This is a genomic window from Streptomyces oceani (assembly GCF_001751245.1).
Lineage (GTDB): Bacteria > Actinomycetota > Actinomycetes > Streptomycetales > Streptomycetaceae > Streptomyces > Streptomyces oceani.
Genome location: NZ_LJGU01000114.1, coordinates 338,582 through 364,068 on the forward strand (window position 1 = coordinate 338,582; position 25,487 = coordinate 364,068).

The window sequence follows — 25,487 nt, forward strand, 5'->3', positions numbered from 1 at the left end:
ACAGTGGCGTCCAGCCAGTCGTACGAAGTGACGGTCGTCGGCGGAGGACTCGGTGGTCTCACCGCGGCCCTCGCCATGCGACAGCGCGGCATCAAGGTGACCGTGCTGGAGCAGGCCCCGCAGCTCGGAGAGGTCGGGGCGGGCATCCAGACCGCGCCGAACGCCAGCCGGGTACTGTTCGGGCTCGGGCTGCGCAAGCAGATGGAGGCGATCCACACCGAGCCGCTGGACCAGGTTCGGCGGCGCTGGCAGGACGGCAGCATCATCGCGTTGACGCCCCTGGGAGAGCGCTGCAAGCGGGAACAGGACGCGCCGTACTGGCACTACCACCGGGCCGATCTGCACCGCGTCATCATGGACGCGTGCACGGACCCGGAGGGTTCCGGCCCGGTGGTCAACCTGCGCACCAATCAGCAGGTCACCGACCTCGACCGGAGCAACCCGCAGCGGCCGGTCGCCATCGCCGCGGACGGCACCCGCTACGAGGCGGACGCCCTCATCGGCGCGGACGGGGTCCGCTCCCAGGTCCGTGACCTGATGGGCTGCGAGGACACCCTGATCTTCTCCGGCGACATGGCCTTCCGGGCGCTGATCCCCGGCGACCTGATAGCCGCGGACCCGAGCACCCGGTGGCTGGTCGACCGGTTCCAGTCGACCATCTGGTTCGGACCGGACCGGCACCTGGTGCACTACATGATCCGGGGCGGTGAGTTCCTCAACATCGTCGCCTGCGTCCCCTGCACCGACGAGGTCGCCGAGAAGTGGTCGGCGCCTTCCTCCCCGGATGAACTCGCCGCCGCCTTCCCCGGCTGGGACGACCGAGTGCCGGCCATGCTGTCCAAGGCCAAGGACGACGTCTCCTGCTTCGCGCTGTACCACCGGCGCCGCGACCCCGTCTGGATGGACGGCCATGTCGCCCTGCTGGGAGACGCCAGCCACGCCATGTTGCCGTACCAGGCACAGGGTGCCTCCCAGGCGATGGAGGACGCCGCCGTGCTGGCCGAGGAACTCGGCCAGGTCACCTCCGAGAACATCCCGGAGGCGCTGCGCCGCTACGTGAACCGTCGGGCCAAGCACGCCGGCATGGTTCAGGCGGCCTCCCACCAGAACCAGACCTTCTACCACTACCCCGACGGGCCCGAGCAGCGTGCTCGGGACGCCCAGCTCAAGCAGTTCGACGGCGAATCCGACGTGTCCTACGACTGGCTCTGGAGCGGAACGCCACTCAACGACCCCGACCTCGAACGGTTCTCCTACCCGTTCGCCCGCTGAGACGCGCCCGCGGCCCTTCCCCACACAGCCGGGGCCGCGGCGTGCTCGTCCCCTCCGCACCTGGAGTCATCGTGAAGACTGGCGATCAGATAGTGCAGCAACTCCCCTGGAAATGGGGGGTTCAAGGCAGGATCTTCATCATCGGCGGCCTGGGCTACATGTTCGACGCCTGGGACATCGCACTCAACGGCTTCCTCATGCCGCTGGTGGGTGCCGAGTTCGACCTCTCCCTGAGCGCCCGCGGCCTGGTCGCGACGTTCAACCTGGTGGGCATGGCGGTAGGCGCCGTCGTATGGGGTGCCATCGCCGACCGGGTCGGACGTAAGCGAGCGTTCAGCTACACCCTGCTGATCTTCGCGCTGTTCTCGGTCCTGGGCGTCCTCTCCCCGAACTACGAGATCTTCCTGCTCTTCCGGTTCCTCGCGGGCGTCGGCCTCGGCGGCTGCATCCCCGTCGACTACGCGTTGGTCAGTGAGTTCTCCCCGAAGAAGTACCGCGGTCGTATCCTCACCGCCCTGGACCTGTGGTGGCCCATCGGCGTCACCCTCTGCGGTGTCGTGGCCACCATGATGGTGCCGCTGGACCACGGCTGGCGCTGGATGCTGGGCATGATGGTGTTCCCCGCGCTGCTGCTCTTCTGGATACGTCGCGGCGTGCCGGAGTCCCCGGTCTACCTCACCAAGGTCGGCCGTGAGGAGGAGGCCCGCGCGGTGATCGACGACCTGGTCGCCAAGACGGGGGCCACCCCCGAGCCGTACTCCATCCCGCAGCCCGGTGCCGGCGAGGGTGACGACAGGCCCAAGGGGATACGCGCGGGCGCGCAGCAGTTCATGCGACTGTGGAAGTACAATCCGAAGATCACCTCCGTTTCCTGGCTGCTCTTCATCACCGTCCTGCTGGTCTACTACGCCGCACTGACCTGGATGCCCTCGATCCTCAAGGAGGAGGGATACGCCGACACCGCCGCGTTCACCGGCACCACGCTGATGAGCGGCATCGGCATCCTCGGCGTCGTCGCCTCCACCTGGCTGGTCGACGTCCTCGGCCGCAAGTGGCTGATCGGGCTGTCCGCCCCGCTCGCCAGCGCCGCGCTCGTCGCCTTCGCGCTGATGCTCGAGGTCAACACGGCCGCGATGATCTGGATCGGCGTCTTCGGCTTCCTGATGCAGATCACCATCCCCGCGATGTACGCCTACGTCTCCGAGATGTACCCGACCACCCTGCGCGCCAGTGGCTTCGGCTGGGCCTCCTCGGTCAGCCGGGTCAGCACCGGATTCGCCCCGATGCTCTTCGGTTCCCTGATGTGGCCGCAGCTCGGGCTGCCGGTCACCTTCGTCGTACTGGGTGTCGCCGTGGTGCTCGCCGTGCTCTGGATGGCCGTCGCCGCGCCCGAGACCAACGGACTCGAACTCGACACCGTCAACGAGGACGCCGATCCCGCCACGACCACCCCGGGGGCCGGCCCGGACGACGACACGACGGTGCCACCGAAGGCCGACCCCGTCCGCGGTTGAGGAAAGGAGAGATCCGATGAAACCAGCCGCGTTCACCTACCACCGCGGGCGTGACGTCGACGGCGTGACGAGGCTGCTGCGCGAGCTCGGCGAGGACGCCAAGGTCCTCGCCGGCGGCCAGAGCCTGGTGCCGATGATGAACTTCCGGCTGGCCCGCCCCCAGCACCTCGTCGACATCGCCGGTCTGCGGGAGCTGGTCGGCATCCACAACGATCCGGACGGCGCCCTGCGCATCGGCGCCCTCACCACCCACCACGCCGTGGAAACCGCGCCGAGCACCCGCGTCGGCCGGAACCACGCCGTGGTGCGCGAGGCCATGCGGTGGGTCGGGCACCTGCCGATCCGCACCCGGGGCACCGTGGGAGGCAGCCTCGCGCACGCGGACGCCACCGCCGAGTGGTGCCTGCTCGCGATCCTGCTCGACGCCCAGCTGACCGTCCGTGGCCCGGACGGCGAACGCGCCGTTCCGGCCGCCGACTTCTTCCACGGCTACTTCACCACCGCGCTGGACTCGGACGAACTCCTCACCGAGATCGTCTTCCCGCGCCCCGCACCACACTCCGCCCTGACGGAGTTCGCGGAACGCCACGGTGACTTCGCCACCGTCTCGGCAGCGGTCAGCCTCGACCTCGCCGAGGACGGGGACACCGTACGCGGCGCCCGTATCGTCCTCGGTGGGGTGGACGCGCTGCCGGTGCGCTGCCCGGAGGCCGAGGCCGTGCTCTCCCGGGACCGGCCCGGCACGGGCGGTGTCCTGGACGAGTGCGCCGAGGCCGCGGCCGAGCACATCGACCCGCCCAGCGACGACAACGGCAGCGCGCACTACCGCCGGCTGCTCACCCGCACCCTGGTGCGACGTGCCTGTGAGGAGGCGATGACCCGTTGACCACAGAACCCAAGCCGTCCGACGGCTCCCTGATCGGGGCCAGCGTCGCGCGTCAGGAGGACCCCCGGCTGGTCAGTGGCCGGGGCCGGTTCACGGATGACCTGCGGCTTCCCGGGATGCTGTACGCCCAGTTCGTACGCAGCCGGGTCGCGCACGGCACGGTCACCTCGCTGGACCTCGCCCCGGTGCTGGAGGTGCCGGGGGTGGTCGCGGCGTACTCCGCCGACGACCTGAAGCTGGTCGACATCACCGCCCGGCTGGACCGCCCCGTCTCGGAGTTCGTGCCCACCGGCATGCCGGTCCTCGCCCGGGACCGGGTCCGCTACGCCGGCGAGCCGCTGGCCGTCGTGGTGGCCCGGGACCCGTACGCGGCGGAAGACGGCGTGGAGGCCGCCAAGGTGGAGTACGACCTGCGTCAGCCGGTCACCTCCGCCGCCCAGGCGCTGGCTCCCGAGGCAACCCTGGTGCACGACGAGGCACCGGCCAACACGCTGTTGGACGTCTCGATGTTCGCCACCGAGGGCATCGACGAGGTCTTCGCCGAGGCGGGTCACGTGGTCACCGTCAACACCAGCACCGGGCGGCAGAACGCGCTCCCGCTGGAGACCCGCGGGGCCGTGGCCGAGTGGGACGACCGCGACCGGCAGCTGTCCCTGACCACCTCCAGCCAGGTGCCGCACCAGGTGCGCACGGTGGCCGCGGCCTGCCTGGGCATGGACGAGAGCGCGGTGCGGGTGATCGTCCCGGACATGGGCGGCGGCTTCGGGCTCAAGTGCGTGGTCGGCCGCGAGGAGATCGTGACGGCCGCCGCCGCGCTGCGGCTCCGGCGGCCGGTGAAGTGGACCGAGGACCGCAAGGACGCGCTGACCGCCTCGTTCCTCGGTCGGGAGCAGCACTACGACGCCCGCGCCGCGTTCAGCGCCGAGGGCCGGCTGCTGGCGCTGGACGCGGACATCGTGTGCGACATGGGCGCCTATTCCTGCTACCCGTTCACCGCGGGCATCGAGCCGATGATGGCCTCCTCCGAGATGCCGAGCGTCTACCGGCTGCCCGCCTACCGGGTCCGGGCCCGGGCCGTCACCACCAACAAGGCACCGTCCGCGCCCTACCGGGGCGTGAGCCGGCCGCAGTACGTCCAGGTGGTGGAGCGGCTCTTCGAGCGGGCCGCCCGGGAACTGGGCATGGACGCGGTGGAGTTGCGGCGACGCAACCTCATCACGGAGTTCCCCTACACCGGCGTCAACAACGTCACGTACGATCCCGGCTCCTACCTCGAGTCGCTGAATCTGTGCGAGCAGACCATGCGTGACGAGGGCTGGTACGAGCTGCGGGAACGGGCCGCCGCCGAGGGCCGCCACCTGGGCATCGGCTACTCCTGCTTCAGCGAACGCACCGGCTACGGCTCCAAGGCGTTCGCCCAGCGGAAGATGGAGGTCGTCCCCGGCTTCGACATCTCCGAGGTCCGGATGGACGTCAGCGGAGCCCTGGTCGTCACCACCGGCACCATGAGCCACGGGCAGAGCCACGAGACCACCTTCGCGCAGATCGCCGCCAGCGAACTCGGACTGGAGCTGTCGAGGGTCCGGGTCCACCAGGGCGACACGAACCGCGTCACCTACGGCTGGGGCACCTACGCCAGCCGTTCCGTCTCCATCGGCGGCAGCGCTGTACGCCGGGCCGCCCGGCAACTCGGCGAGAAGCTGTGCGCGATCGCCGCCGCCCGCTGGGACGTGCCGGTGGCGGAGGTGGAGCTGGGACGGGCCGCCGTACGCCACCGGGCAGACGGCGCCCAGCTCACCTTCGCCGAGTTGGCCGACGTCGCCTACCTCAAGTCGCACCTGCTGCCGCCGGAGCTGGAGCCCGGGCTCAGCGAGACGGCGAGCTTCGACGTCAGCACGGACGGCACCTTCTCCAACGCCACCCACGGCACCGTCGTCGAACTCCACCCGGGCACCGGGCAGGTGGAGATCCTGCGGTACGTCTGCGTCGAGGACTGCGGCGTGGCGATCAATCCGCGGGTCGTGGACGGCCAGACCCGCGGCGGTATCGCCCAGGGCGTCGCCGGCGCGCTCTTCGAGCGGATCACCTACGACGACCAGGGCGAGCCCTCGGCCACCAGCTTCATGGACTACAAGGTGCCCACCGCCCTGGAGACTCCCGAGGTGTCAGTGCACCACCTGGAGACGCCCTGCGCGTTCACCGAGACCGGCGCGAAGGGCGTGGGCGAGGGCGGCACGATCGGGGCGCCGGCGGCTGTCCTGAACGCCGTCAACGACGCCCTGACCCCGACCGGCGTGGAGCTCGACAGCACACCCGTTACCCCCGAGACCGTAGCCCGCGCACTGGAGCACGCATCATGACCGCCTCGACTCCTCCCCACAGCACCGCTCAGTACGAGAACAGCCAACTCGTCTCGCTGCAGGTGAACGGCGAGACGTACGAGGTAGTGACCGAGGCCCGCCGTACCCTCGCGGACGTGCTACGCCAGGACCTCGGCCTGACCGGCACCCATCTCGCCTGCGAGCACGGCATCTGCGGCGCCTGCACGGTGCTGCTCGACGGTGCGCCCGCACGGGCGTGCCTGATGTTCGCCGCGCAGGCTGAGGGGTCGGCCGTACGCACCGTGGAGTCGCTGGCCGACGGCGAGGAACTGAGCGACCTGCAACAGGCGTTCAGCGATCACCACGGTCTGCAGTGCGGCTTCTGCACCTCGGGCTTCCTGATGCTCGCCGAGGGCTTCCTCGCCGAGCGGCCCGAGCCGAGCAGGGCCGAGATCCGCGAGACGGTCGCCTCCAACCTGTGCCGGTGCACGGGCTACCAGACCATCGTCGACGCGATCGAGGACTGCGCGACCAAGCGCCGTGCCGCGTTCCAGGCCCAGCTGGACGGTGAGTCGCCGTGACCCGCCCCGGCGGCGCGACGCCGGCGGGCGCGCGTACGCCCGCGGTGCCGGCAGCCGTAGAGACGTACGGGTGTTGCGTCACAGAGCCAGTAGAGCCGTTGAGCCGCAACCCGCAGCTCCCACGGACCGTCCCGGACCGCCCTGCCGGGCACAGCACAAGGAGAAACCGATGCAACTGAGTAACACGGTCACCGTGTCGGCGCCGCCCGACGAGGTGTTCGCGCTGGTCAACGACGTGGAGCGGGTCGTCACCTGCATGCCGGGAGCGGCCCTGGAGGGCGGGGAGGGCGACACCTGGCGTGGCCGGGTGAAGGTCAAGGTGGGGCCGATCACCGCGGCGTACTCCGGCACCGTGCAGTTCCTTGAAGTGGACAGCGCGCAGCGGCGGTTGAGGCTCCAGGCCCGCGGCGCCGACACGCACGGCAGCGGCGACGCCGAGGCCGAGGTCTCGCTGGTCGTCACGGAGGCTCCCGAGGGGGCTCGGCTGGAGCTGTCCACGGACCTCGTGATCCGCGGCAAGATCGCGCAGTTCGGCAAGGGCGCCATCGGCTCGGTGTCCGACAAGATCCTCCAGCAGTTCGCCCGTAACCTCGGCGGCCTGCTGGACCACGACCGCGCCACCACGGCCGGCGGCCCGTCCGGAACCGCGACCGACGGTGCGACCGCTCCCGCGCCGGCGGCCGGCGGTGCCACCCACTCCGGCGCGCCGGCCGCCGCCCCGAAGGCTGGCGCGCCGGTCGGCTTCACTCCGGAGACCGAACTCAACGGCCTGTCCGTCCTCGGGGGCCCGGCACTGGGCAAGTACGGTCCGGTGGCCGCCGCGTTCGCCTTCGGGCTGTTCCAGGGCTGGTTGTGGGGCCGGCTGGTGACCGGTGAGAAGCACCTGCGCGCCGTACGGAGGAACCAGTGACCGCCGAGCAACCCGACCGGGGACGGTACGGCCAGGAGACCGACCAGGTGTACGAGCGGGCCGGCTTCGGCGCGCGGGTGCGCCGGGGAGTACGCCCCGCGCTGGTCGTCGTCGACCTCACACGCGGCTTCACCGAGGACGACTTCGCCTCCGGCAGCGACCTCACCCAGGTCGTACGGTCGACCTCCGAACTGGTCGACGCGGCACGCCCGGCCGAGGTCCCGGTCATCTACACCGTCATCTCCTACACCCCGGCGGAGGCGCGCCCCGGCCCCGACGGCAGCCCGCTCGCCTGGCTGGACAAGGCCACCGGGATGCGCGCGATGGTCGAGGGCAGCGAGGCCGTCGACCTCGACCCCCGCCTCCCCCGGGAGCCCGTCGACCACCTAGTGGCGAAGAAGGGCGCCTCCGCGTTCTTCGGCACCTCGCTCGCCGCGCTCCTCGCCTCGCTGCGGTGCGACACCGTGCTCGTGTGCGGCGCCACCACCAGCGGCTGCGTACGGGCCACCGCGGTCGACGCCGTCCAGTCCGGCTTCCCCGTGCTGGTGCCGCGCGACTGCGCCGGTGACCGCGCGCGGGGGCCGCACGACGCCGCGCTCTTCGACATCGACGCGAAGTACGGCGACGTCATCAGCCAGGCCGACGCGCTCGGCTACCTCCGTGGCCTGCCGCCCCGTACGGCCACCGGACCGAACCGCCCGACCGCATGACCCGTATCCCTCAGGAGCCCGCTGTGTCCACCCGATTCCTCTACCAGGACGCGCTCGCCGACCTCGCCGACGTGCCCGCCGCCAGCCGCTGGGCGCGCTCCGGTCCGTCCGGTGAGGTGAGCCTGCACCTGCTCGACTACGGCGGCGACGGGGTCCCCCTGGTCGTCCTGCCGGGCATCACCAGCCCCGCCGTCACCATGGACTTCGTCGCCCGGGAGCTGACCGACCTCGTGCGCCCCCTCGTCCTGGACGTACGCGGCCGGGGCCTCTCGGACGACGGCCACAGCTACGACCTGGAGAGCTACGCCGCCGACACCGAGGCCGTGATCCAGGAGCTGGGGCTGGAACGTCCCATCCTCTTCGGGCACTCCATGGGCGCCCGGATCGCCGCGGCCACCGCCGTACGCGCCAAGGTGGCGCTGCGCGGCAGCGTCCTGGTCGATCCGCCGATGAGCGGACCGGCCCGGGAGCCGTACCCCACCACCCTCGCCGCCTTCCTCGGTCAGCTCGAGCAGGCCCAACGCGGCACCGACGCCGACGAGGTGGCCCGGGCGTGGCCCCGGTGGCCGCGCCGCGAGCAGGGTCTGCGGGCCCGTTGGCTGGCCAGTTGCGGCGAGGAGGCGCTGCGGGCGACCCACCGGGGCTTCGAGACGGAGGACTTCTTCGACTGGTGGCCCGGAGTTCCCACTCCCGTGACGATGCTGTACGGCAGCGACAGCCCCGTCGTGACGAGCGCCGGTGCCGAGGAGGCCGCGCGTACGAACGCAGCCGCCGGGCTGGTCGCCGTACCGGACTCCGGACACATGGTCTTCTGGGACAATCCGGATGTCGCGCTCGCCGCCGCGCGCGAGGCCATTGGCGGAGTTTTGGCAGCGGACCAATACATTCCGGGCACCGCCGACTCCCCGCCCGGCGGGCGTGTTTAAGTGGGTCCCATGACCGACCCGCATCCAGCGCCCGCCACCTCCGCCATGCCCCCGGCCGCCCTCGCCAACGCCCCCGGATACCAGGCCCGCCGGCTCTACCAGGCGTACCTCGCGATATGGGTGCGGGCGGTGGACCCGACCCTCACCGGGCCGCAGTTCGCCGTCCTCACGACGGTGGACTCGGCGCCGGGCCACGACCAGAGTTCGATGGCCTCCGCCGTCGCCCTGGACACCTCCACCATGGCGGACATCGCCCGCCGACTGGAGCGCCGGGGGCTGCTGGAGCGACGGACCGCTGCCGACGACGGACGCCGCAAGCTGCTCTACCTCACGTCCGAGGGCGAGCGGGTGTTGCGCGAGGCGAACGACCGGGCACGCGCCCTGGACGAACGACTCCTGGAGTCGTACCCCCCGGGAGACGAACGGGCAGAGCTGCTCCGACAGTTGACGGCGCTCGCGGACCACTGGGAGAAGCTGAGCGAGGACTGAGCAGGGACCGAGCGAAACCTGGCGCACCGCGCTGCGGTGCCCGCTCGTAGAACGACCACGGGCGCGCTGGCCCGGTTCGACACGGCCGAGCGGTGCCGAACCGGCCAGTCCCCTGCGGTCGCGGAAGGGGCACCAGCACCACCAATTAGTACGTACTCGGACTACCCTGATCGCCACCGAGGACAGCACCTCCCCCATCAGCACCCCATCGGGATCGGAACTCCACGGAGAGAAACCATGACTGACCACCACATCGGACTCATCGTCCCCAGCTCCAACCTCACCATGGAGACCGAGCTGCCCCGGATGCTCCGGGCACGGGAGGAAGCGCACCCCGAGGACCGATTCCTCTTCCACAGCAGCCGCATGCGGATGACCAAGGTGAACCCGGAGCAGCTGCGCGGCATGAACGCCCAGACCCAGCGCGCCTCCGAGGAACTCGCCGACGCCCGGCCGGACGTCGTCGCCTCCGCCTGCCTGGTGGCGATCATGGCCCAGGGGCCCGGCTATCACTGCACCGCCGAGGACGAGATCACCACGGCCCTGCGCGGCGCCGGCTCCCAGGCCCCGGCGGTGAGCAGTGCCGGCGCGCTGCTCAGCGGAATCGAGGCGCTGGGCGTACGACGCGTCGCCGTACTCACCCCGTACATGAAGGAACTCACCGCGCTGGTCGTCGACTACATCCAGGACGCCGAGATCGAGGTCGTGGACTCACTGAGCCTGGAGGTGCCGGACAACCTCGAGGTGGCCCGGCTGAACCCGGACGACCTGCGGGATCACTGGAAGCGGCTGGATCTGGAGGGGGCGGAGGCCATCGTGCTGTCGGCCTGCGTGCAGATGCCCTCGCTGTCCGCCATCCAGCACGTCGAGGACGCGTCCGGGCTGCCCGTGCTGTCCGCGGCGACCGCGACGACGTACCGCATCCTCCAGGAGCTGTCGCTGCCCCCGGTGGTGCCGAACGCCGGCCGGCTGCTCAGCGGGAACCCCGCCGCGGCCTGACCCGCCCGCGGACGTACGGACGAACGGACCCGGAGACTCACGCCGGTGCGGCGGCGTGAGATCTCCGCCGGCGTTCGCCGGGAGCGTCAGCGATCTCGGCCCACATGGGGTACGGACGGGACGGGCACCTCGAGCACCGCTGTCACCGGAGTACGCGCCCTAGCACTCGTACCTCGCCCGGATACAGCGCTCGTAATGCGGGCGATCCACTCGCACCGCAGTGTCACAGCCCATACTCGATCAACGCTCGCGAAGTCCGTCAATCACACGACTCACAGCACACGGACGAAGGAAAGACTCGACGTTTCGGTAAGTAGTCTTGTCGAGCGGCCCAGAATCGAGGCATGGGAGAAACCATGATCGCCAGCGGATCGGGAAGACCACGCATCCCACAGCCCCCAGAGACTGTCTCGGCCCTGCGTCAGGCCGTCGCACAGGTCGCGCCCGCCTCATTGCCCGCCTTCACGCGCGAGTTGGACAAGGCAGCAGACCTGGCCAGGCACGGGTCCGACCTGTCCCCACTACGCCGGTTCACGGCCCAGTGGGCCATCTTCGTCCAGATCAACCGTGACCCTGGGACAGCGCGTCGCTTCCGCGAACTCGAGGATCTGGCCGAGAGCGGCGACGCCACGCAGGCCCGCCACGCTGCTGCGGAACTCGGCAGAATGCTGGACGACGCCCGTGCCTCCGTCGCCGGGAACCAGTCTTGAGCGACGCCTGGCGCTGGGAGTACGACCCCAGCCAGGAGCATGTGACGAACGGTCTACCCGACGGATTGGTCACCGAAGTCGAATATCTCGCGTCCCAACTCGCCGAGCTGGCTGATGTCGGCGTCGACATCGCGGAGATCGGCGATGGTTCACGACCCGGTGGGCTGCGTCGGATGGATGCCGCAGGGGGATGGTTCTATTTCCTCGCCATTCCAAGAGACCGTCTGATCGTCGTTGTACGCGTCATTCCTCCTTTCGATCACCTGTGACTATCACCCTCGTGTGCGCCGGGCACGACGCCTGCGTCGGAGAGAAACCCGCCGCCCGCACCCTGCTGTCCGCCGTAGGGGCCCCAACCCAGAGACTCTCTCGTCTCCGGCCCCACGGCCGGAACCGTCGCCAGCCACACCGCCCAGGCCCCTGTTGACGAAACCATCACCGCCCGGACCACGGCCTCGACCTCATGGACGGCATGGCCTTCGACGGCACTCGCAAAGCCGTCGACTCCATCCGCCCCGCCCTCGCCACCCACGCAAAGTCCCCGGATCCGCTCAACTCCACCACCGCGTCCGCGAATCATTCCTCTAACATCCCCCACACCCCGGCGAACGAAGGAAACACCATGGCGCCAGCGCCCTGCACCGCTACCTCAGCGGCGGAGCCCAGGTATCCCTCGACGGGCTGGGCTTGACTCGCAAGAGCGAGGGCTCTGCTCGCATTTCACGGCAGAACCCCTCTTGAACAGCCACGAACGAACGCCCTCCACCCTCACGGCGACACCGGGCCCACAGGCCGTACGTACGTCGTGACCGACCGACTCAGTACCCCAGAACCCGCTCGATGTCCGCTGCGGCCGCGAGCACCCGCGGGACGAAGGCGCGCAGTTCGTCCTCGCCAACGACCACGTTCGGCGCGGCCAGGTCGATGGCGTACTGCACGCGCCCGTCCGGCTGCTTGACCGGCGCGGCGATGGCGGAGACGACGGCTTCGTGCTCGCCCAGGTTGAGCGCGTAGCCCTGCTGCCGGACGGTGTCCAACTCGCGCAGGTAGTCCTCGGCGTTGGTGATCGTACGGTCGGTGCTCATCCGGTAGTCGAGACTCCCGGCGAGCGCGATCCGTTCCGCCTCCGGCAGGAACGCGGCGACCGCCTTGCCCATGGCCGTGCAGTGCAGCGGTGCGGGCATGCCGATCTGCGAGTACATCTGGACCGCCGAACGTCCGGCGTACTTGTCCACGTACAGCACCGTGGGGTTCTCGAAATAGCCGAGGTGCACCGTCTGACCGGTCTGTGTGTTGAGCTCGCGCAGAATCGGGGCCGCCATCTCGCGGACGTCCATCGACGCCACCACGTGGTAGGCGACCTGCAACAACTGGCTTCCGACGTGGTATTTGCCCGTCTCGTCACGTCTGGCGAAACCCTCCTCGGTCAGCAGCTGGAGCAGGCGCACGGCCGTGGAGAGGCTGACGCCGTGGGACTCCGCGATCCGGCTCGCCGTGGCTGGTTCGTCTGACAACGCGGCGAGGACTCTCAGCCCGCGCCGAAGGCTCTCACTCATGTAACCGAACTCCTCGTTCCGCTGGTCGGCACGTGCCGACCCTTGACGGCACAGAGACAACTGGATTAGCTTCGCGTCATTATACGCAAGGCACTTGCGATATATGCAAGTGAAGGCTGGTTCCGTACTGCCACCCTCAGCGTGTTCGTGAATCGGCCTGGAGGAATGACTTGGCACAGACCGAATCGTCCGCAGTGACTGGTGAGTGCACCATGTGCGGCTGCAAGCAGGACATGGCGTTCCCGGACTACTGCGCCCGCTGCGGCGGGTCAGTCGTTCTCCCTCCCACCTCGCACCCCCTGCCGGACACCACGAACCTACCGGGCGTGTGGCGCTACGCGGGCCGGCTGCCGATCACACCGGACACCGCCTGGCTGAGCATGGGGGAAGGCAACAGCCGCATCGTTTCCGCGGCGGGCTCGGCCGACTGGTGCGGCGTCGAGAACCTGCTATTCAAGCTCGACCACCTCAACCCTTCGGGGTCCTTCAAGGACCGGGCGACCGCGGTGGGGATGTCGCAGGCCGTGGAACAGCGAGCGAGCGCCGTCGTGTGCGCCTCGAGTGGCAACGCGGCCGGTTCGACGGCCGCGTACGCGGCGCGAGCGGGCCTGCCGGCGGTGGTGCTGATGCCCGAGGCGGTTCCGCCGGGCAAAGCCGCCGTCGCCCGCGCGCACGGCGCGGCGGTGCTGCGGGTACGCGGGGACTACAGCAACGCCTTCCGCACGGCACGGGAACTGGCCAGCCGCTTCGGGTGGATCAACCTCACCACGACCTTCGTCAATCCGGTCGCCGTCGCCGGCCTGAAGAGCGCTGGATACGAGCTGGCCAGTCAGCTGACCGACCCGCCGGACTGGATCGTCGTACCGGTCGGCTCCGGCCCGCTCGTACACGGCATCGTGACGGCCTACCGAGAGCTACGCGACGCGGGCGCGGTCAGGGCGGTGCCGCGGATCCTCGGAGTCCAGGCCGAGGGCTGCGCGCCGATCACGGAAGCCTTCGACAGCGGTGCGACCGAGGTCGCCCCGTGGCAGCACGTGCGGACCCGGATCTCGGCGATATCCGATCCGTTGCGCGGCTACCCGGCCGACGGCACGTACACCCTGCGGCTCGTACGCGACACGGGCGGAGCCATGGCGGCGGTGGATGACGTCGAGGCAGGTGAGGCCGTGAACCAGCTCGCGTACCGGGAAGGGCTGCTCATCGAGTCAGGCGCCGCCGCCAGCCTGGTAGCCGTACGCACCCTGTGCGGTCAGGGCACGATCCGCGCCGACCAGACAGTCGTGTGCATGCTCACCGGCAACGGCGTCAAGACGTTGTCCACCGAGGTCGACCCGGGCCCGGTGATCACCGACACCGACGAGGCGGTGAGCCGACTCCGGTCGCACGCCGCACTGGCGGAAGGGATAACGGCGTGAGCCCGGGGCGGATTCTGCTGCACGGCGGCGACCTCGTCGACGGAACGGGTGCCGAACGCCGCAGGGCCGACGTGTGGGTCGAGGACGGCCGGATCAGCGCCGTCACCGAGGTCAGGCCCGACATCGCGTCCGATACCGCGTCCGGTACGGACGCGCACCGCCTGGACGTCTCGGAGTCAGTCGTCTTCCCGGGTTTCATCGACGTGCACGCGCACGACGACCTGGCGCTGCTACGGCCTGGGGGCGTCGAGCCGAAGGTCATGCAGGGCGTGACCGTGGACGTGGTCGGGAACTGCGGACACGGTTGCGCGCCGGTCGCCACCGATCCGCGGATGCAGGCGTCCTACTCCGGGCCGGTTCTCGGCCGCTTTCCGGAGACTCTCCCCTGGCAGAGCTTCCCGGAGTACCTGGACCAGCTGAGCACCACCGGGCTGCGTACGAACGCCGTGGCGCTGGTACCGCATGGAGCACTGCGCGCGTCGATCACCGGCTACGCCCGCAGGCCGCTGGACACCCGCGAACTCGCCCGCGCCACGCGTGATCTGGACGAGGCCCTGGCACGGGGTGCGGCCGGCCTCTCGCTGGGCCTGATGTACGCCCCGGGCGACGTGGCCGATCAGGCCGAACTGGTCGCGCTGGCACGCGTCGTCGCCGCTCACGACGGGATTCTGGCGGCGCACATCCGCAGCGAGGGTGACGACATCATCGGCTCCCTGCGGGAACTGCTCGACATCGCGCGACGCAGCGAAGTCCGGGTGCAGCTGAGTCACCTCAAAGTGGTGTCGCCGCGGAACAGGGGGCGTATGCCGGAAATCCTGGCGCTGCTCGACGCCGCGCGGTCCGAGGGAATCGACATCACCGCCGACGTCTATCCGTATCCCGCGGGTAGTACGACCGCCGCGGCGCTGTTTCCCGGTTGGACGCTGTCGGACGGTGTGCCGGGCCTGCTCGCCTCGCTGGAAACCCCAGCGGAACGGGCCAGGATCATCACGAGCATGTACCAGCCGTGGCAGCAGAAGGAGAACAACTTCCAGGCACTGGGCGCACACGGCATTCTGCTGGCGGGATTCCAGCAGCCCGACAACGCGTCCTACGAGGGTGCCCGACTCTCCGAAGTGGCGGAGAAGCGCGGCATCGACGCCGCGGAATGCCTCTGCCAACTCATGACCGAGGAGCGCGGAGAACTCACCGTCGTCATGTTCCAGATGCACGAGGACGACGTCGCCACCGCTCTCTCCTGGCCGTGGTCCCTGATCGGATCAGACGGCCTGCCCGTTCAGTCGCCGTACACCCACCCACGCATGTACGGCACCTTTGCCCGGGTGCTTTCCGAATACGTCCGCAAGCGCGGGTTGCTCACCCTCGAGGAAGCGACCCGACGCATGACCGCGCTGCCCGCCGAACGCTTCCGGATTCCCGGGAGAGGTGTCATTCGCGCGGGCGCCGCCGCCGACCTGGTCGTCGCCAGTCCCGAACGGATCGAGGATCACGCGACATTCGCAGCTCCGCGCCACTTCCCGAAACACGTCCGCGCCGTACTGGTCAACGGCGAGTTCGCGACACTGGACGGAATCGCCACGGAAAACACGGCGGGCGCCCTGCTGCCGATCGAGAGAAGTACCATCTGACGAACGGAAAGTTCGCTCATGAACGAGATTCCCGAATCCAGCTCTGTGTACCTGCTCACCTTCATCGGCTCGCTCGTGCTCATGCTCGCTCTGGGCATCTGGGTCGCCCGCCGCAACCGCACCGGGGAGGACTTCCTCCTCGCCGGACGGCGGCTGTCCGTACCGTTCGTCACCGGAAGCGCGCTGGCCACGCTGGTCGGCACCGGATCGAGCCTCGGCGCGGTCAGCCTGTCGTACACCAACGGCTGGGCGGGCGCGCTGTACGGGCTGGGCGGCGCGGCCGGGATCTTCCTGCTGCTCTGGCTGTTCGCCGACGTGCGCAAGCACGGCTTCATGACGCTCCCGGAGGAGATCAGCTATTACTTCGGTGCGAACCGGGTCATCAAGGGCGCGGTCGCGATAGTCCTGTTCCTCGCCACGGTCGGTTGGCTCGGGGCGCACATTCTCGGCGGGGCGCTGTACCTCTCCTTCCTCACCGGTATGGACATGGCACTCGCCAAGGTCGTGGTCGCGGTCGGTTTCGGCCTGTACACCGTGATCGGCGGCTACTGGGCGGTCGTGGTCACCGACATGGTCCAGGGCACCATCCTCTTCCTCGGGTTCTCCCTGCTCGCCGTCCTGGCGCTGGTCAAGGTGGGCGGCTTCGGACCCATCAACGAGAAGGCGCCTTCCGAGGTGACGTCCTTCCTCGGTGTCGAAACGCTCGGCACGATACCGGCGATCTCGATGGCCGTGGTGATCGCTGTCGGTGTGCTCGCCACTCCCTCACACCGCCAACGCATCTACTCGGCGGACAGCGTGCGCACGGCACGGCGCAGCTTCGCGCTGGTGGGCGTGCTCTTCGCGGCGTTCGCGATCACTCCGCCGATCGTCGGGCTCTCCACAAGAACCCTGAGCCCCGAGATCGAGAACCCCGACATGGCCTTCCCCGTCCTCGCCACCGAGGTCTTCCCGCTGTGGGTCGGCGCGCTGCTGCTGATCGCCGGGCTCTCGGCGACCATGTCCTCGGGCGACTCCGAAGCACTCACCGGCGTGACGATCTTCCTGCGGGATGTCGTCAAACTGGTCACCGGGAAGATGCCGCGCGCCGAGAACATGGTGGTCTACTCGCGAATAGCCCTGGTGGCGGTGCTGCTGTTCGCGTTGGCCGGCGCCCTGATGGCGGAAACGATCATCGACTACATCACGACGATGATCGCCACGGTGCTCAGCGGGCTGCTGATCGCCACACTGCTCGGCAAGTTCTGGAGTCGCTCCACCTGGCAGGGTGGCATCGGTGCGATCATCGGCGGCGCGGCCGCGGCGACCACCGTCAACGTGAGCGACTCCCTCACCGAGTACTGGGGCAACCCGGTGATCCCGTCACTGGTCGCGGCACTGATCTGCGGTGTGCTGGTCAGCCTGGTGACTCCGCGCCAGACGATCAGCGACGCGGAAGCGCTGCGGCTGCTCGCGGCGGAGCGGGCGGAGATCGATGTGGGCACGCAACTGCGCGCCGGCGACGACACTCCGTCCGCCGACGCCGCCCCCGAACGCGACCCGTCCTGACCGTTCGCGAGGACCCCCGCCGGCGTACCGAAGCCGGCGGGGTCCCACGTGCCGCGGCTACGGAATTCCGCGCTGCCGCTACGTCCCTGACTCCTTCGCGTTCTCCCGGTTCAGGTAGTTGTAGACGGTGAACCGGGAGACGCCCAGCGCGCCCGCCACCGTCTCCACCCCGTGCCGTACGGTGAACGCCCCCCGCACCTCCAGGATGCGTACCACGGACTGTTTGGTCTTACGGTCCAACCGCGCCAGCGGCATCCCGTGCCGGCGCTCCAGTTCGGCCAAAATGTGGTCGAGCGAGTCGGACAGGTGCGGCAACCGTACGGCCACCACGTCCGCGCCCTCCCAGGCCAGCACGACATCGTCGCCCTCCGCGTCGCCGGGCCGGATCATCTCCCCGCCCATCGCGTCGACCAGCGGCTTCACCGCCGCGGCGAACGGATGGTCGGGGTCTCCCCCGGCCTCACTCGCCGCTTCCCCTCGCCGTTCCCCGGCCTCGCTCACCGCTCCCCCTCGCCCTCGTCGGGCACGACGTTCAACTGCACCGATATCCGGGTGGCGCCGGCCTCCAGCGCACCACCCAACATGGCCTGCACGGCCTCCAGCACCGCCGGTGCCGCGCCCTCCGCCGTGTTGCCGAACGGCCCGACATCGACCGCGTCCAGCCCCGCGGACTGCACGGTCTCCCGCGCCACGACCGCGTGCCGTGGCGCCTCGTCGAGGTCGAACGGTTCCGTCGTGAACTCCACCTTCAATCGCACCCTGGACCCTCCCTATCCCGTTGACCTACGTCTTCCCTGTCCACCGTGGGCGTGGGGCACCTCGCGGGCACTCGCGCCAAGGTCTGCCCTGGCTGAGCGCGGCATCCCCTCGGGGCTGAGGTCACGGACGTGCCGCGTCGTGACGACGTGCGCGACCGCCCTCCGCGACTGACCCTACGTCCGCCGGCCGACCCGATGGCAACGGAGGGCCGGCCCGCCACGAGCGGCTACCGCTGCTCATGCCCGGCTACCGGTCGGACGGCTCACCGGGCAGCACCCGCCCGTCCCCGCGCGCGTGGCCCCGGCTGTTCAGTCCCGGCCCGGCGTGACGTACGGGTCCGCGCCCGCCAACGTCCCGTCAGCCGGCGTCGTTTCCCGCCCCTGGCGTGCGGTCGCGGCCGAAGCCGCCCTCTCACCGTGTGCCCGAGGGTCCCGCCAGGCGTGTGTCCACAGGCCATCAGTCGCCCCGCGGCTCACGTACCGCTGCGGCACCTCTTGACAGCCCGGCACCGCGTTCGCCACTCTTCCGTTGTATAGAAACTTACTTCCGCAATACGGAAGGGAGCGCTTGTGGCCCCCCTCGCCGAGATCGGCGGTACGGAACACCGCTTCTCCGTCAACCTGTCGATCCTCTTCACCGAACTGCCCCTGCTGGAGCGCCCCGCGGCAGCCGCGGCAGCCGGATTCGGCGCCGTCGAACTGTGGTGGCCCTGGGTCGACGCGCCCGTCCCGCCGCAGGACGAACTCGACGCCCTGCGCGCCGCCCTGCGCGCCGCTGGCACCCAGCTGACCGGCCTGAACTTCTACGCCGGACAGCTGCCCGGCCCGGACCGCGGCGCCCTGTCCCTCCCCGGTGAGGAGTCCGAGAGGTTCCGGGCGAACGTGGACGTCGCAGCCGACTTCGCCCGCTCCGTGGGATGTACGGCGCTCAACGCCCTGTACGGCAACCGGGTGCCGGGAGTCCCCGAGGCCCAGCAGGACGAACTCGCTCTGGAAAACCTCGCGTTGGCAGCCCGCGCCGCCGACCGGGCGGACGCGGTGCTGCTCGTCGAAGCGCTCAACGCACCCGAGTCACCGGACTATCCCCTCGTCAGCGCGCCGAAGGCGCTCGAGGTGGTGGACGCGGTGAACGCCGCCACCGGCCTGGGAAACGCACGGTTCCTGATGGACCTCTACCACCTGGCCATGAACGGGGAGGACCTGCCCGGAGTCATCGCCAGCCACGCCGCGGCCACCGGGCACGTACAGATCGCCGACTGCCCTGGCCGAGGCGCCCCCGGCACCGGCGAGTTGGACTTCACCGACCTGTTCGGGCGGCTGTCGAAGGCGGGCTACGACGGCTGGGTCGGCCTCGAGTACAAGCCCGGCGACCGGCCGAGTGCCAGCGCCTTCGAGTGGCTGCCCAGGCCGTTGCGCTGACCCGTGGCGATGCTCCGGCTGCGCCGGTCCGCGGTGCTGACCCAGCAAGTCCGTAGCGCTGACCCATGGCCCTGGTGACGCCACCAACCGCGGACGCTCGCCACGACGGCTGGACGCGCGTACGCCCCTCCCCGCACCCTCTCGCGAAAGGCGAACCCGATGAGCAAGCTCCCCAAGATCGCCTGGATCGGCCTCGGCATCATGGGCTCCCCCATGGCCGAGAACCTGCTCAAGGCCGGCTACCAGGTCACCGGCTTCACCCTGGAGAAGGACAAGCTGGACCGCCTCGGCCGGAACGGCGGCACGGCCGCCTCCTCCATAGCCGACGCCGTCCGGGAGGCCGACGTCATCATCACCATGGTGCCGGCGTCCCCGCAGGTGGAGGCCGTGGCGTACGGGCCGGACGGCATCCTGGAGAACGCTCGCTCCGGCGCGCTGTTGATCGACATGTCCTCGATCACGCCACAGACCTCCGTCGACCTGGCCAAGGCCGCCGCGGACAAGGGCGTCGCGGTGCTGGACGCTCCGGTGTCCGGTGGCGAGGCCGGCGCGGTGGAGGCCGTACTCTCCATCATGGTCGGCGGCGAAGAGGCCGACTTCGAGCGTGCCCGGCCCGTCCTGGACACCCTCGGCAAGACCGTCGTGCTGTGCGGCCCGCACGGCAGCGGGCAGACGGTGAAGGCCGCCAACCAGCTGATCGTCGCGGTCAACATCGAAGCCTGCGCCGAGGCCGTCGTGTTCCTGGAGAAGTCCGGCGTGGACCTCCCCGCGGCGCTGGACGTGCTGGGCGGCGGACTCGCCGGCTCCACCGTGCTGGCGCGCAAGAAGGACAACTTCGCCCACCGCGACTTCACACCCGGCTTCCGGATCGACCTGCACCACAAGGACATGGGCATCGTCAGCGACGCCGCCCGCAACGTCGGCGCCGCGCTGCCCGTCGGCGCGGTCGTCGCCAACCTGGTCGGCTCGCTGCGTGCCCAGGGCGACGGCGGACTGGACCACTCCGCGCTGCTGCGCGGCGTCGAGCGGTTGTCCGGCCAGCCAGTCGACGGCTGACCGCTGACGGCTGACCCTGGGCACCACCCGGCCCGTCGGGCCGGCCCGTTCTCCGGGCGGCGGCGCTGACACCTGTCCTGTCGCGCCCAGGCGCCGCCGTCCGGACCCCCCCGACGGGGACAGCGCCCCGAACCATCGCGCCCCGACCCACGACCCATATCCGTACGGCCCGATCACCGCACGGCCAGGGCCCGGAACAGGAGATACTCATGCCCCGAATGACCGCTGCCCGCGCGGCAGTCGAGATCCTCCAACGGGAAGGTGTGGACAGGGCGTTCGGCGTGCCCGGTGCCGCGATCAACCCGTTCTACGCGGCGCTGCGCGCCGGAGGCGGCATCCGCCACACCCTGGCCCGGCATGTCGAGGGCGCCTCGCACATGGCGGAGGGCTACACGCGTGCGGCCCCGGGCAACATCGGGGTGTGCGTCGGGACTTCGGGCCCCGCCGGCACCGACATGATCACCGGTCTGTACTCGGCGATCGGCGACTCCGTGCCGATCCTGTGCGTCACCGGCCAGGCGCCGACGCCCGTGATCCACAAGGAGGACTTCCAGGCCGTCGACATCCAGGCCATCGCGTCACCGGTCACCAAGAAGGCGACGACCGTGCTGGAGGCGGCACAGGTGCCGGGGGTCTTCCAGGAGGCGTTCCACCTGATGCGCTCCGGCCGGCCCGGCCCGGTGCTGGTGGACCTGCCGTTGGACGTGCAGCTGACCGAGATCGACTTCGATCCGGAGACCTACGAGCCGCTGCCCGTGCACCGCCCCGCCGCCACCCGCGGGCAGGTGGCGAAGGCACTGGATCTGCTGGCCGAGGCCGAGCGTCCGCTGATCGTCGCGGGCGGCGGGGTGATCACCGCGGACGCCTCCGCGCTGCTCACCGAGTTCGCCGAGGTGACCGGAGTGCCGGTGATCCCCACGCTGATGGGCTGGGGCACCATCCCCGACGACCACGAGCTGAACGCCGGCATGGTCGGCCTACAGACGGCGCACCGATACGGCAACGCCACCTTCCTGGAGTCGGACTTCGTCCTCGGAATCGGCAACCGCTGGGCGAACCGGCACACCGGCGCCCTGGAGGCGTACCGGGCGGATCGTACGTTCGTGCACGTCGACATCGAGCCCACACAGATCGGCAAGATCTTCCCCCCGGACTACTCGATCGTCTCGGACGCCCGGGCGGCACTCGAGCTGTTCGTGGAGCTGGCCCGGGAACGCGGGGAGGCCGGCGCCCTCCCGGACCGCTCCGGCTGGGCGGCCACGGCGCGGCGACGCAAGGCGAGCATGCAGCGGCGCACGCACTTCGACGAGGTGCCGATGAAGCCGCAGCGAGTGTACGAGGAGATGAACCGCGCGTTCGGTCCCGAGACCCGCTACGTCTCAACGATCGGCCTCTCACAGATCGCCGGCGCGCAGTTCCTGCACGTCTACAAGCCCCGGCACTGGATCAACTGTGGACAGGCCGGGCCGCTCGGCTGGACCGTGCCGGCTGCGCTCGGCGTCGCCACCGCGGACCCGACGGCGCAGGTGGTGGCGCTGTCCGGGGATTACGACTTCCAGTTCATGCTGGAGGAGTTGGCGGTCGGCGCGCAGTTCCACATCCCGTACGTGCACGTGCTGGTGAACAACTCCTATCTGGGCCTGATCCGCCAGGCGCAGCGCACCTTCGACATGGACTACCAGGTCTCGCTGTCCTTCGAGAACATCAACGCCCCCGAGCTGGGCGGGTACGGCGTGGACCACGTCCGGGTCGCCGAGGGCCTGGGCTGCAAGGCGCTCCGGGTCAGCGAGCCGGACGAGTTGCTGCCGGCCTTCGAGGAGGCCCGGAAGCTGGCGGCGGAGCACCGGGTGCCGGTGATCGTGGAGGCGATCCTGGAACGGGTCACCAACATCTCGATGAGCGGCAGCGACCTCGGCAGCGTCAACGAGTTCGAGGAGCTGGCCACGGAGCCCGGTCACGCGCCCACCGCCGTGCTGCCGCTGAGCTGATCCGACAGGCGGACACACCCAAACATTCAACAAACTGTTGACGCCACCGCGGGGCGCTCCCTACGCTCCAGCACACGGAATCCCATGTCCGTGCTGATCCCGCAGATCAGCGAGTACGCCCGCGGCCACCCGCCAACGGCGGGGGCGGTCCGGTGTGTCGAACGGTTCGAGCGCTCGGAGGCGGGCCGAGCACCCAACGAGGAAGGTCCCCCATGCCCCAACCCACCTCGGCACCGCGCACTCTGACGACGGAGTCCGGCGCCCCCGTCGCGGACAACCAGAACTCCGCCACCGCCGGTGCCGGCGGTCCGGTGCTCCTACAGGACCAGCACCTGCTGGAGAAGCTCGCCCGGTTCAACCGCGAGCGGATACCGGAGCGCGTCGTGCACGCGCGCGGCTCCGGAGCGTACGGTCACTTCGAGGTGACCGACGACATCAGCGCCTACACCGGCGCGCACTTCCTCGGCGCGGTCGGACGCCGTACGCAGGTATTCGCCCGGTTCTCCACCGTCGCGGACAACCTCGGCGGCCCGGACGCGGCACGCGACCCCCGCGGCTTCGCGCTCAAGTTCTACACCGAGGAGGGCAACTACGACCTGGTCGGCAACAACACGCCGGTCTTCTTCATCCAGGACCCGTTGAAGTTCCCGGACTTCATCCACTCCCAGAAGCGTGACCCGTTCACCGGCAAGCAGGAGCCGGACAACGTATGGGACTTCTGGGCGCACTCCCCCGAGGCCACCCACCAGGTCACCTGGCTGATGGGCGACCGCGGCGTCCCCGCGTCCTACCGCCACATGAACGGCTACGGCTCGCACACCTATCAGTGGACGAACGCCGAGGGCGCCGTCTTCTACGTCAAGTACCACTTCCGGACGAACCAGGGCATCCGCTGTCTGAGCAGCGAACAGGCCGCCGAACTGTCCGGCAGCGACCCGAACAGCCACCAGACCGACCTGCTGCAGGCCATCGAGCGTGGCGTGTGCCCGTCCTGGACGCTGCACGTGCAGGTGATGCCGGCCCAGGACGCCGCGAACTACCGCTTCAACCCCTTCGACGTCACCAAGGTCTGGCCGCACGCCGACTACCCGCTGCACCGGGTCGGCCGGCTCGTCCTCGACCGGAACCCGGACAACGTCTTCGCCGAGGTCGAGCAGTCCGCCTTCTCCCCGAACAACTTCGTGCCGGGCATCGGCCCCTCCCCGGACCGTATGCTCCAGGGTCGGCTGTTCGCGTACGCGGACGCGCACCGCTACCGTCTCGGGGTCAACCACACGCAGCTGCCGGTGAACGCCCCCAAGGCGACGACGGCGCGCAACTACGGCCGGGACGGCCTCATGGCCGCGAACGCGCAGGACCGGCACGCGAAGAACTACGAGCCCAACTCGTACGCCGGTCCGGTCGAGACGGGCGCTCCGCTGTCCGCGCCGCGCCCGCTGACCGGCCGGACCGGCACCCACGAGGCGCCCCAACACGCCCAGGACGACCACTTCTTCCAGGCGGGCGAGCTGTACCGGCTGATGTCCGACGAGGAGCGCGGCCGACTGGTCGCGAACATCGCGGGCGGCCTCTCCCAGGTGAGCCGGGAGGACGTGGTCGAGGCCAACCTCACGCACTTCCACGCCGCCGACCCGGAGTACGGCAAGCTGGTGACCGAGGCCGTACACCAGCTGCGCGAGGACTGAGCGGGTGTCCCCGTACGGCGGGCGAGGGCGGGCGGGCCGGCCGTGGCCCCGCCGTACGGTACGGGCCAGCGGCCTCCTCGCCGCTCCGGAACGTCGGCGCCGCGGGGCGCTCTCAAGCGTCCGCGCGCGAGGGAGGTTTGCACCTCGGCACTCTTCGGAATGCCGGTCTCATAGGGGACGATATGACTCGAATCCCTGTCACCCGCCTTCCCGTTGGAGTCCCCGAGATGGCCGAGAGCGTGTCCGTGCGCTGTCCCACCTGCCGCCGTGAGCACACGTACGCGCCCCCGAGCTATCCGTGCGCCTGTGGCGTGGCCGTGCGGTTGCCGCTGCTGCGCGGCGGCGTCCCCACCCGGATCGAGCGACGCACCTGGGCGGGGTCCTGGGTGTCCGTGCGCTGTACGAGCTGCGGGACCCTGGACGAGTGGCCCCAGCCGGAGTTCGGCTGTGTCTGCGGCACGATGGTGCGGGTGCCGGTGGCCTCGCAGCCCTCCGACGGCGGGGTCGGTGCGGTGTCGGGCGGCCGGAGCACCGGCCGGTCGGCGCCCCGGCCGTCCGATACCGCGAGCGAACCCCCCGGGACTCCCGGCGAGTCCGGCCCGGAGCGGACGGTACGTCCCACGGGCTCGGCCGGGGAGCAGCCCGGCAGCGGTCGTGCGACCACCGGTGAGCAGCCAGCGGCCCGGCCCGCCGCCGAGCGGCGGCCCTCCCGCGCTCCCACCCGCCGCCCGGCCTTCGATCCGGTCACCATCCGCACCGCGCAGGACGCCAAGACGGCCGCCGCGCAGTATCTGCGCTGGTTGGGCTTCGCCGAGGTACGGATCGCCGGCAACCGCCCCGCGTCCGGGGTCGATCTGCGCAGCCCCGAGGTGGTGGCGCACGTCGACCCGACGACCAGCCCCACCACGCTGCGGGACATCGAGACCCTGTGGCTCAACGGGCTCAACGAGTCGGCCACCGCCGTGTGCTTCTCGCTCGCGGGCTATTCGCGGGACGCGCGGCAGCGGGCCGACGAACTCGCCCTCGCGCTATTCGTTCTGGACCTCACCGGCACTCCGCAGCCGGTCAACGATCCGGCCGAGGAGCTTATCCGCGCCACCGCCTGAGCGAGCCGCC

General features: G+C 70.3%; 23 protein-coding genes. 20 read left to right on the top strand and 3 right to left on the bottom strand.

The window, feature by feature from the left end:
- Positions 1-3 precede the first annotated feature (3 nt).
- The 12 genes from AN216_RS08810 to AN216_RS08865 all read left to right on the top strand — a co-directional run bounded on the left by AN216_RS08810 (position 4) and on the right by AN216_RS08865 (position 11,587).
- A complete protein-coding gene (locus AN216_RS08810; protein ID WP_070196031.1) occupies positions 4-1,272 on the top strand; it encodes an FAD-dependent monooxygenase in 1,269 nt (422 codons plus the stop codon).
- 71 nt (positions 1,273-1,343) lie between these two features.
- Entirely contained in the window at positions 1,344-2,786 is a 1,443-nt protein-coding gene (locus tag AN216_RS08815) for an MFS transporter (protein ID WP_070196032.1), read from the top strand.
- A 16-nt stretch (positions 2,787-2,802) separates the two neighbouring features.
- Positions 2,803-3,672: an FAD binding domain-containing protein gene (locus tag AN216_RS08820; RefSeq protein WP_070196033.1), complete on the top strand. Its 870-nt coding sequence runs from the start codon at positions 2,803-2,805 to the stop codon at positions 3,670-3,672.
- A complete protein-coding gene (locus AN216_RS08825; RefSeq protein WP_070196034.1) occupies positions 3,669-6,032 on the top strand; it encodes a xanthine dehydrogenase family protein molybdopterin-binding subunit in 2,364 nt (787 codons plus the stop codon). The genes AN216_RS08820 and AN216_RS08825 overlap by 4 nt, the downstream gene beginning before the upstream one ends.
- Positions 6,029-6,574, top strand: coding sequence for a (2Fe-2S)-binding protein (locus AN216_RS08830; RefSeq protein WP_070196035.1), 546 nt, complete (start codon positions 6,029-6,031; stop codon positions 6,572-6,574). The genes AN216_RS08825 and AN216_RS08830 overlap by 4 nt, the downstream gene beginning before the upstream one ends.
- Positions 6,575-6,743: 169 nt before the next feature.
- Positions 6,744-7,484: an SRPBCC family protein gene (locus AN216_RS08835; RefSeq protein WP_070196036.1), complete on the top strand. Its 741-nt coding sequence runs from the start codon at positions 6,744-6,746 to the stop codon at positions 7,482-7,484.
- Positions 7,481-8,194 carry an isochorismatase family protein gene (locus AN216_RS08840; RefSeq protein WP_070196037.1) on the top strand — a complete coding sequence of 238 codons (714 nt, stop codon included), beginning with the start codon at positions 7,481-7,483 and terminating at the stop codon, positions 8,192-8,194. Before AN216_RS08835 ends, AN216_RS08840 begins: the two co-directional genes overlap by 4 nt.
- Positions 8,191-9,120 (top strand): alpha/beta fold hydrolase, encoded by a 930-nt coding sequence (locus tag AN216_RS08845; RefSeq protein WP_070196038.1) that lies wholly within the window; start codon positions 8,191-8,193, stop codon positions 9,118-9,120. Before AN216_RS08840 ends, AN216_RS08845 begins: the two co-directional genes overlap by 4 nt.
- A 9-nt stretch (positions 9,121-9,129) precedes the next feature.
- The gene (locus AN216_RS08850; RefSeq protein WP_070196039.1) at positions 9,130-9,609 is read left to right on the top strand and encodes a MarR family winged helix-turn-helix transcriptional regulator; all 480 of its coding nucleotides are present in this window, start codon (positions 9,130-9,132) and stop codon (positions 9,607-9,609) included.
- A gap of 237 nt (positions 9,610-9,846) precedes the next feature.
- Positions 9,847-10,608, top strand: a complete 762-nt coding sequence (locus AN216_RS08855; RefSeq protein WP_070196040.1) for a maleate cis-trans isomerase family protein — start codon at positions 9,847-9,849, stop codon at positions 10,606-10,608.
- Between the two features lie 356 nt (positions 10,609-10,964).
- Entirely contained in the window at positions 10,965-11,318 is a 354-nt protein-coding gene (locus tag AN216_RS08860) for a DUF6247 family protein (protein ID WP_070196041.1), read from the top strand.
- Positions 11,315-11,587: a hypothetical protein gene (locus tag AN216_RS08865; protein ID WP_070196042.1), complete on the top strand. Its 273-nt coding sequence runs from the start codon at positions 11,315-11,317 to the stop codon at positions 11,585-11,587. Before AN216_RS08860 ends, AN216_RS08865 begins: the two co-directional genes overlap by 4 nt.
- A 549-nt stretch (positions 11,588-12,136) precedes the next feature.
- Here AN216_RS08865 and AN216_RS08870 read toward each other — a convergent pair.
- Positions 12,137-12,874: an IclR family transcriptional regulator gene (locus tag AN216_RS08870; protein WP_070196043.1), complete on the bottom strand. Its 738-nt coding sequence runs from the start codon at positions 12,872-12,874 to the stop codon at positions 12,137-12,139.
- A gap of 170 nt (positions 12,875-13,044) precedes the next feature.
- Between AN216_RS08870 and thrC the strand changes: the two genes are divergently transcribed.
- Genes thrC through AN216_RS08885 form a run of 3 tightly spaced genes read left to right on the top strand, consistent with a single transcriptional unit; the run spans position 13,045 to position 17,465 of the window.
- On the top strand, positions 13,045-14,289 hold the full coding sequence (gene thrC, locus AN216_RS08875) for a threonine synthase (protein ID WP_139140878.1): 1,245 nt from the start codon (positions 13,045-13,047) through the stop codon (positions 14,287-14,289).
- Complete coding sequence (locus AN216_RS08880; RefSeq protein WP_070196045.1) at positions 14,286-15,917, top strand: N-acyl-D-amino-acid deacylase family protein; 1,632 nt, start codon at positions 14,286-14,288, stop codon at positions 15,915-15,917. The genes thrC and AN216_RS08880 overlap by 4 nt, the downstream gene beginning before the upstream one ends.
- Before the next feature lie 18 nt (positions 15,918-15,935).
- Positions 15,936-17,465 (top strand): sodium:solute symporter family protein, encoded by a 1,530-nt coding sequence (locus tag AN216_RS08885; RefSeq protein ID WP_170843063.1) that lies wholly within the window; start codon positions 15,936-15,938, stop codon positions 17,463-17,465.
- Positions 17,466-17,543: 78 nt separating this feature from the next.
- Here AN216_RS08885 and AN216_RS08890 read toward each other — a convergent pair whose 3' ends face one another.
- Positions 17,544-17,867, bottom strand: a complete 324-nt coding sequence (locus AN216_RS08890; RefSeq protein ID WP_070196133.1) for a helix-turn-helix domain-containing protein — start codon at positions 17,865-17,867, stop codon at positions 17,544-17,546.
- 95 nt (positions 17,868-17,962) lie between these two features.
- The gene (locus AN216_RS08895; protein WP_070196046.1) at positions 17,963-18,223 is read right to left on the bottom strand and encodes a hypothetical protein; all 261 of its coding nucleotides are present in this window, start codon (positions 18,221-18,223) and stop codon (positions 17,963-17,965) included.
- A 570-nt stretch (positions 18,224-18,793) separates the two neighbouring features.
- Here AN216_RS08895 and AN216_RS08900 point away from each other — a divergent pair.
- The 5 genes from AN216_RS08900 (at position 18,794) to AN216_RS08920 (ending at position 25,477) form a co-directional block, all read left to right on the top strand.
- Positions 18,794-19,642, top strand: coding sequence for a TIM barrel protein (locus AN216_RS08900; RefSeq protein WP_420855697.1), 849 nt, complete (start codon positions 18,794-18,796; stop codon positions 19,640-19,642).
- Between the two features lie 159 nt (positions 19,643-19,801).
- On the top strand, positions 19,802-20,698 hold the full coding sequence (locus AN216_RS08905; protein ID WP_070196047.1) for a 2-hydroxy-3-oxopropionate reductase: 897 nt from the start codon (positions 19,802-19,804) through the stop codon (positions 20,696-20,698).
- Between the two features lie 209 nt (positions 20,699-20,907).
- Positions 20,908-22,686, top strand: coding sequence for a glyoxylate carboligase (gcl, locus tag AN216_RS08910; RefSeq protein WP_070196048.1), 1,779 nt, complete (start codon positions 20,908-20,910; stop codon positions 22,684-22,686).
- A 212-nt stretch (positions 22,687-22,898) separates the two neighbouring features.
- Positions 22,899-24,371, top strand: a complete 1,473-nt coding sequence (locus tag AN216_RS08915) for a catalase (protein WP_070196049.1) — start codon at positions 22,899-22,901, stop codon at positions 24,369-24,371.
- A 227-nt stretch (positions 24,372-24,598) separates the two neighbouring features.
- Positions 24,599-25,477, top strand: coding sequence for a hypothetical protein (locus AN216_RS08920; RefSeq protein ID WP_070196050.1), 879 nt, complete (start codon positions 24,599-24,601; stop codon positions 25,475-25,477).
- The last annotated feature ends 10 nt before the right edge of the window (positions 25,478-25,487 follow it).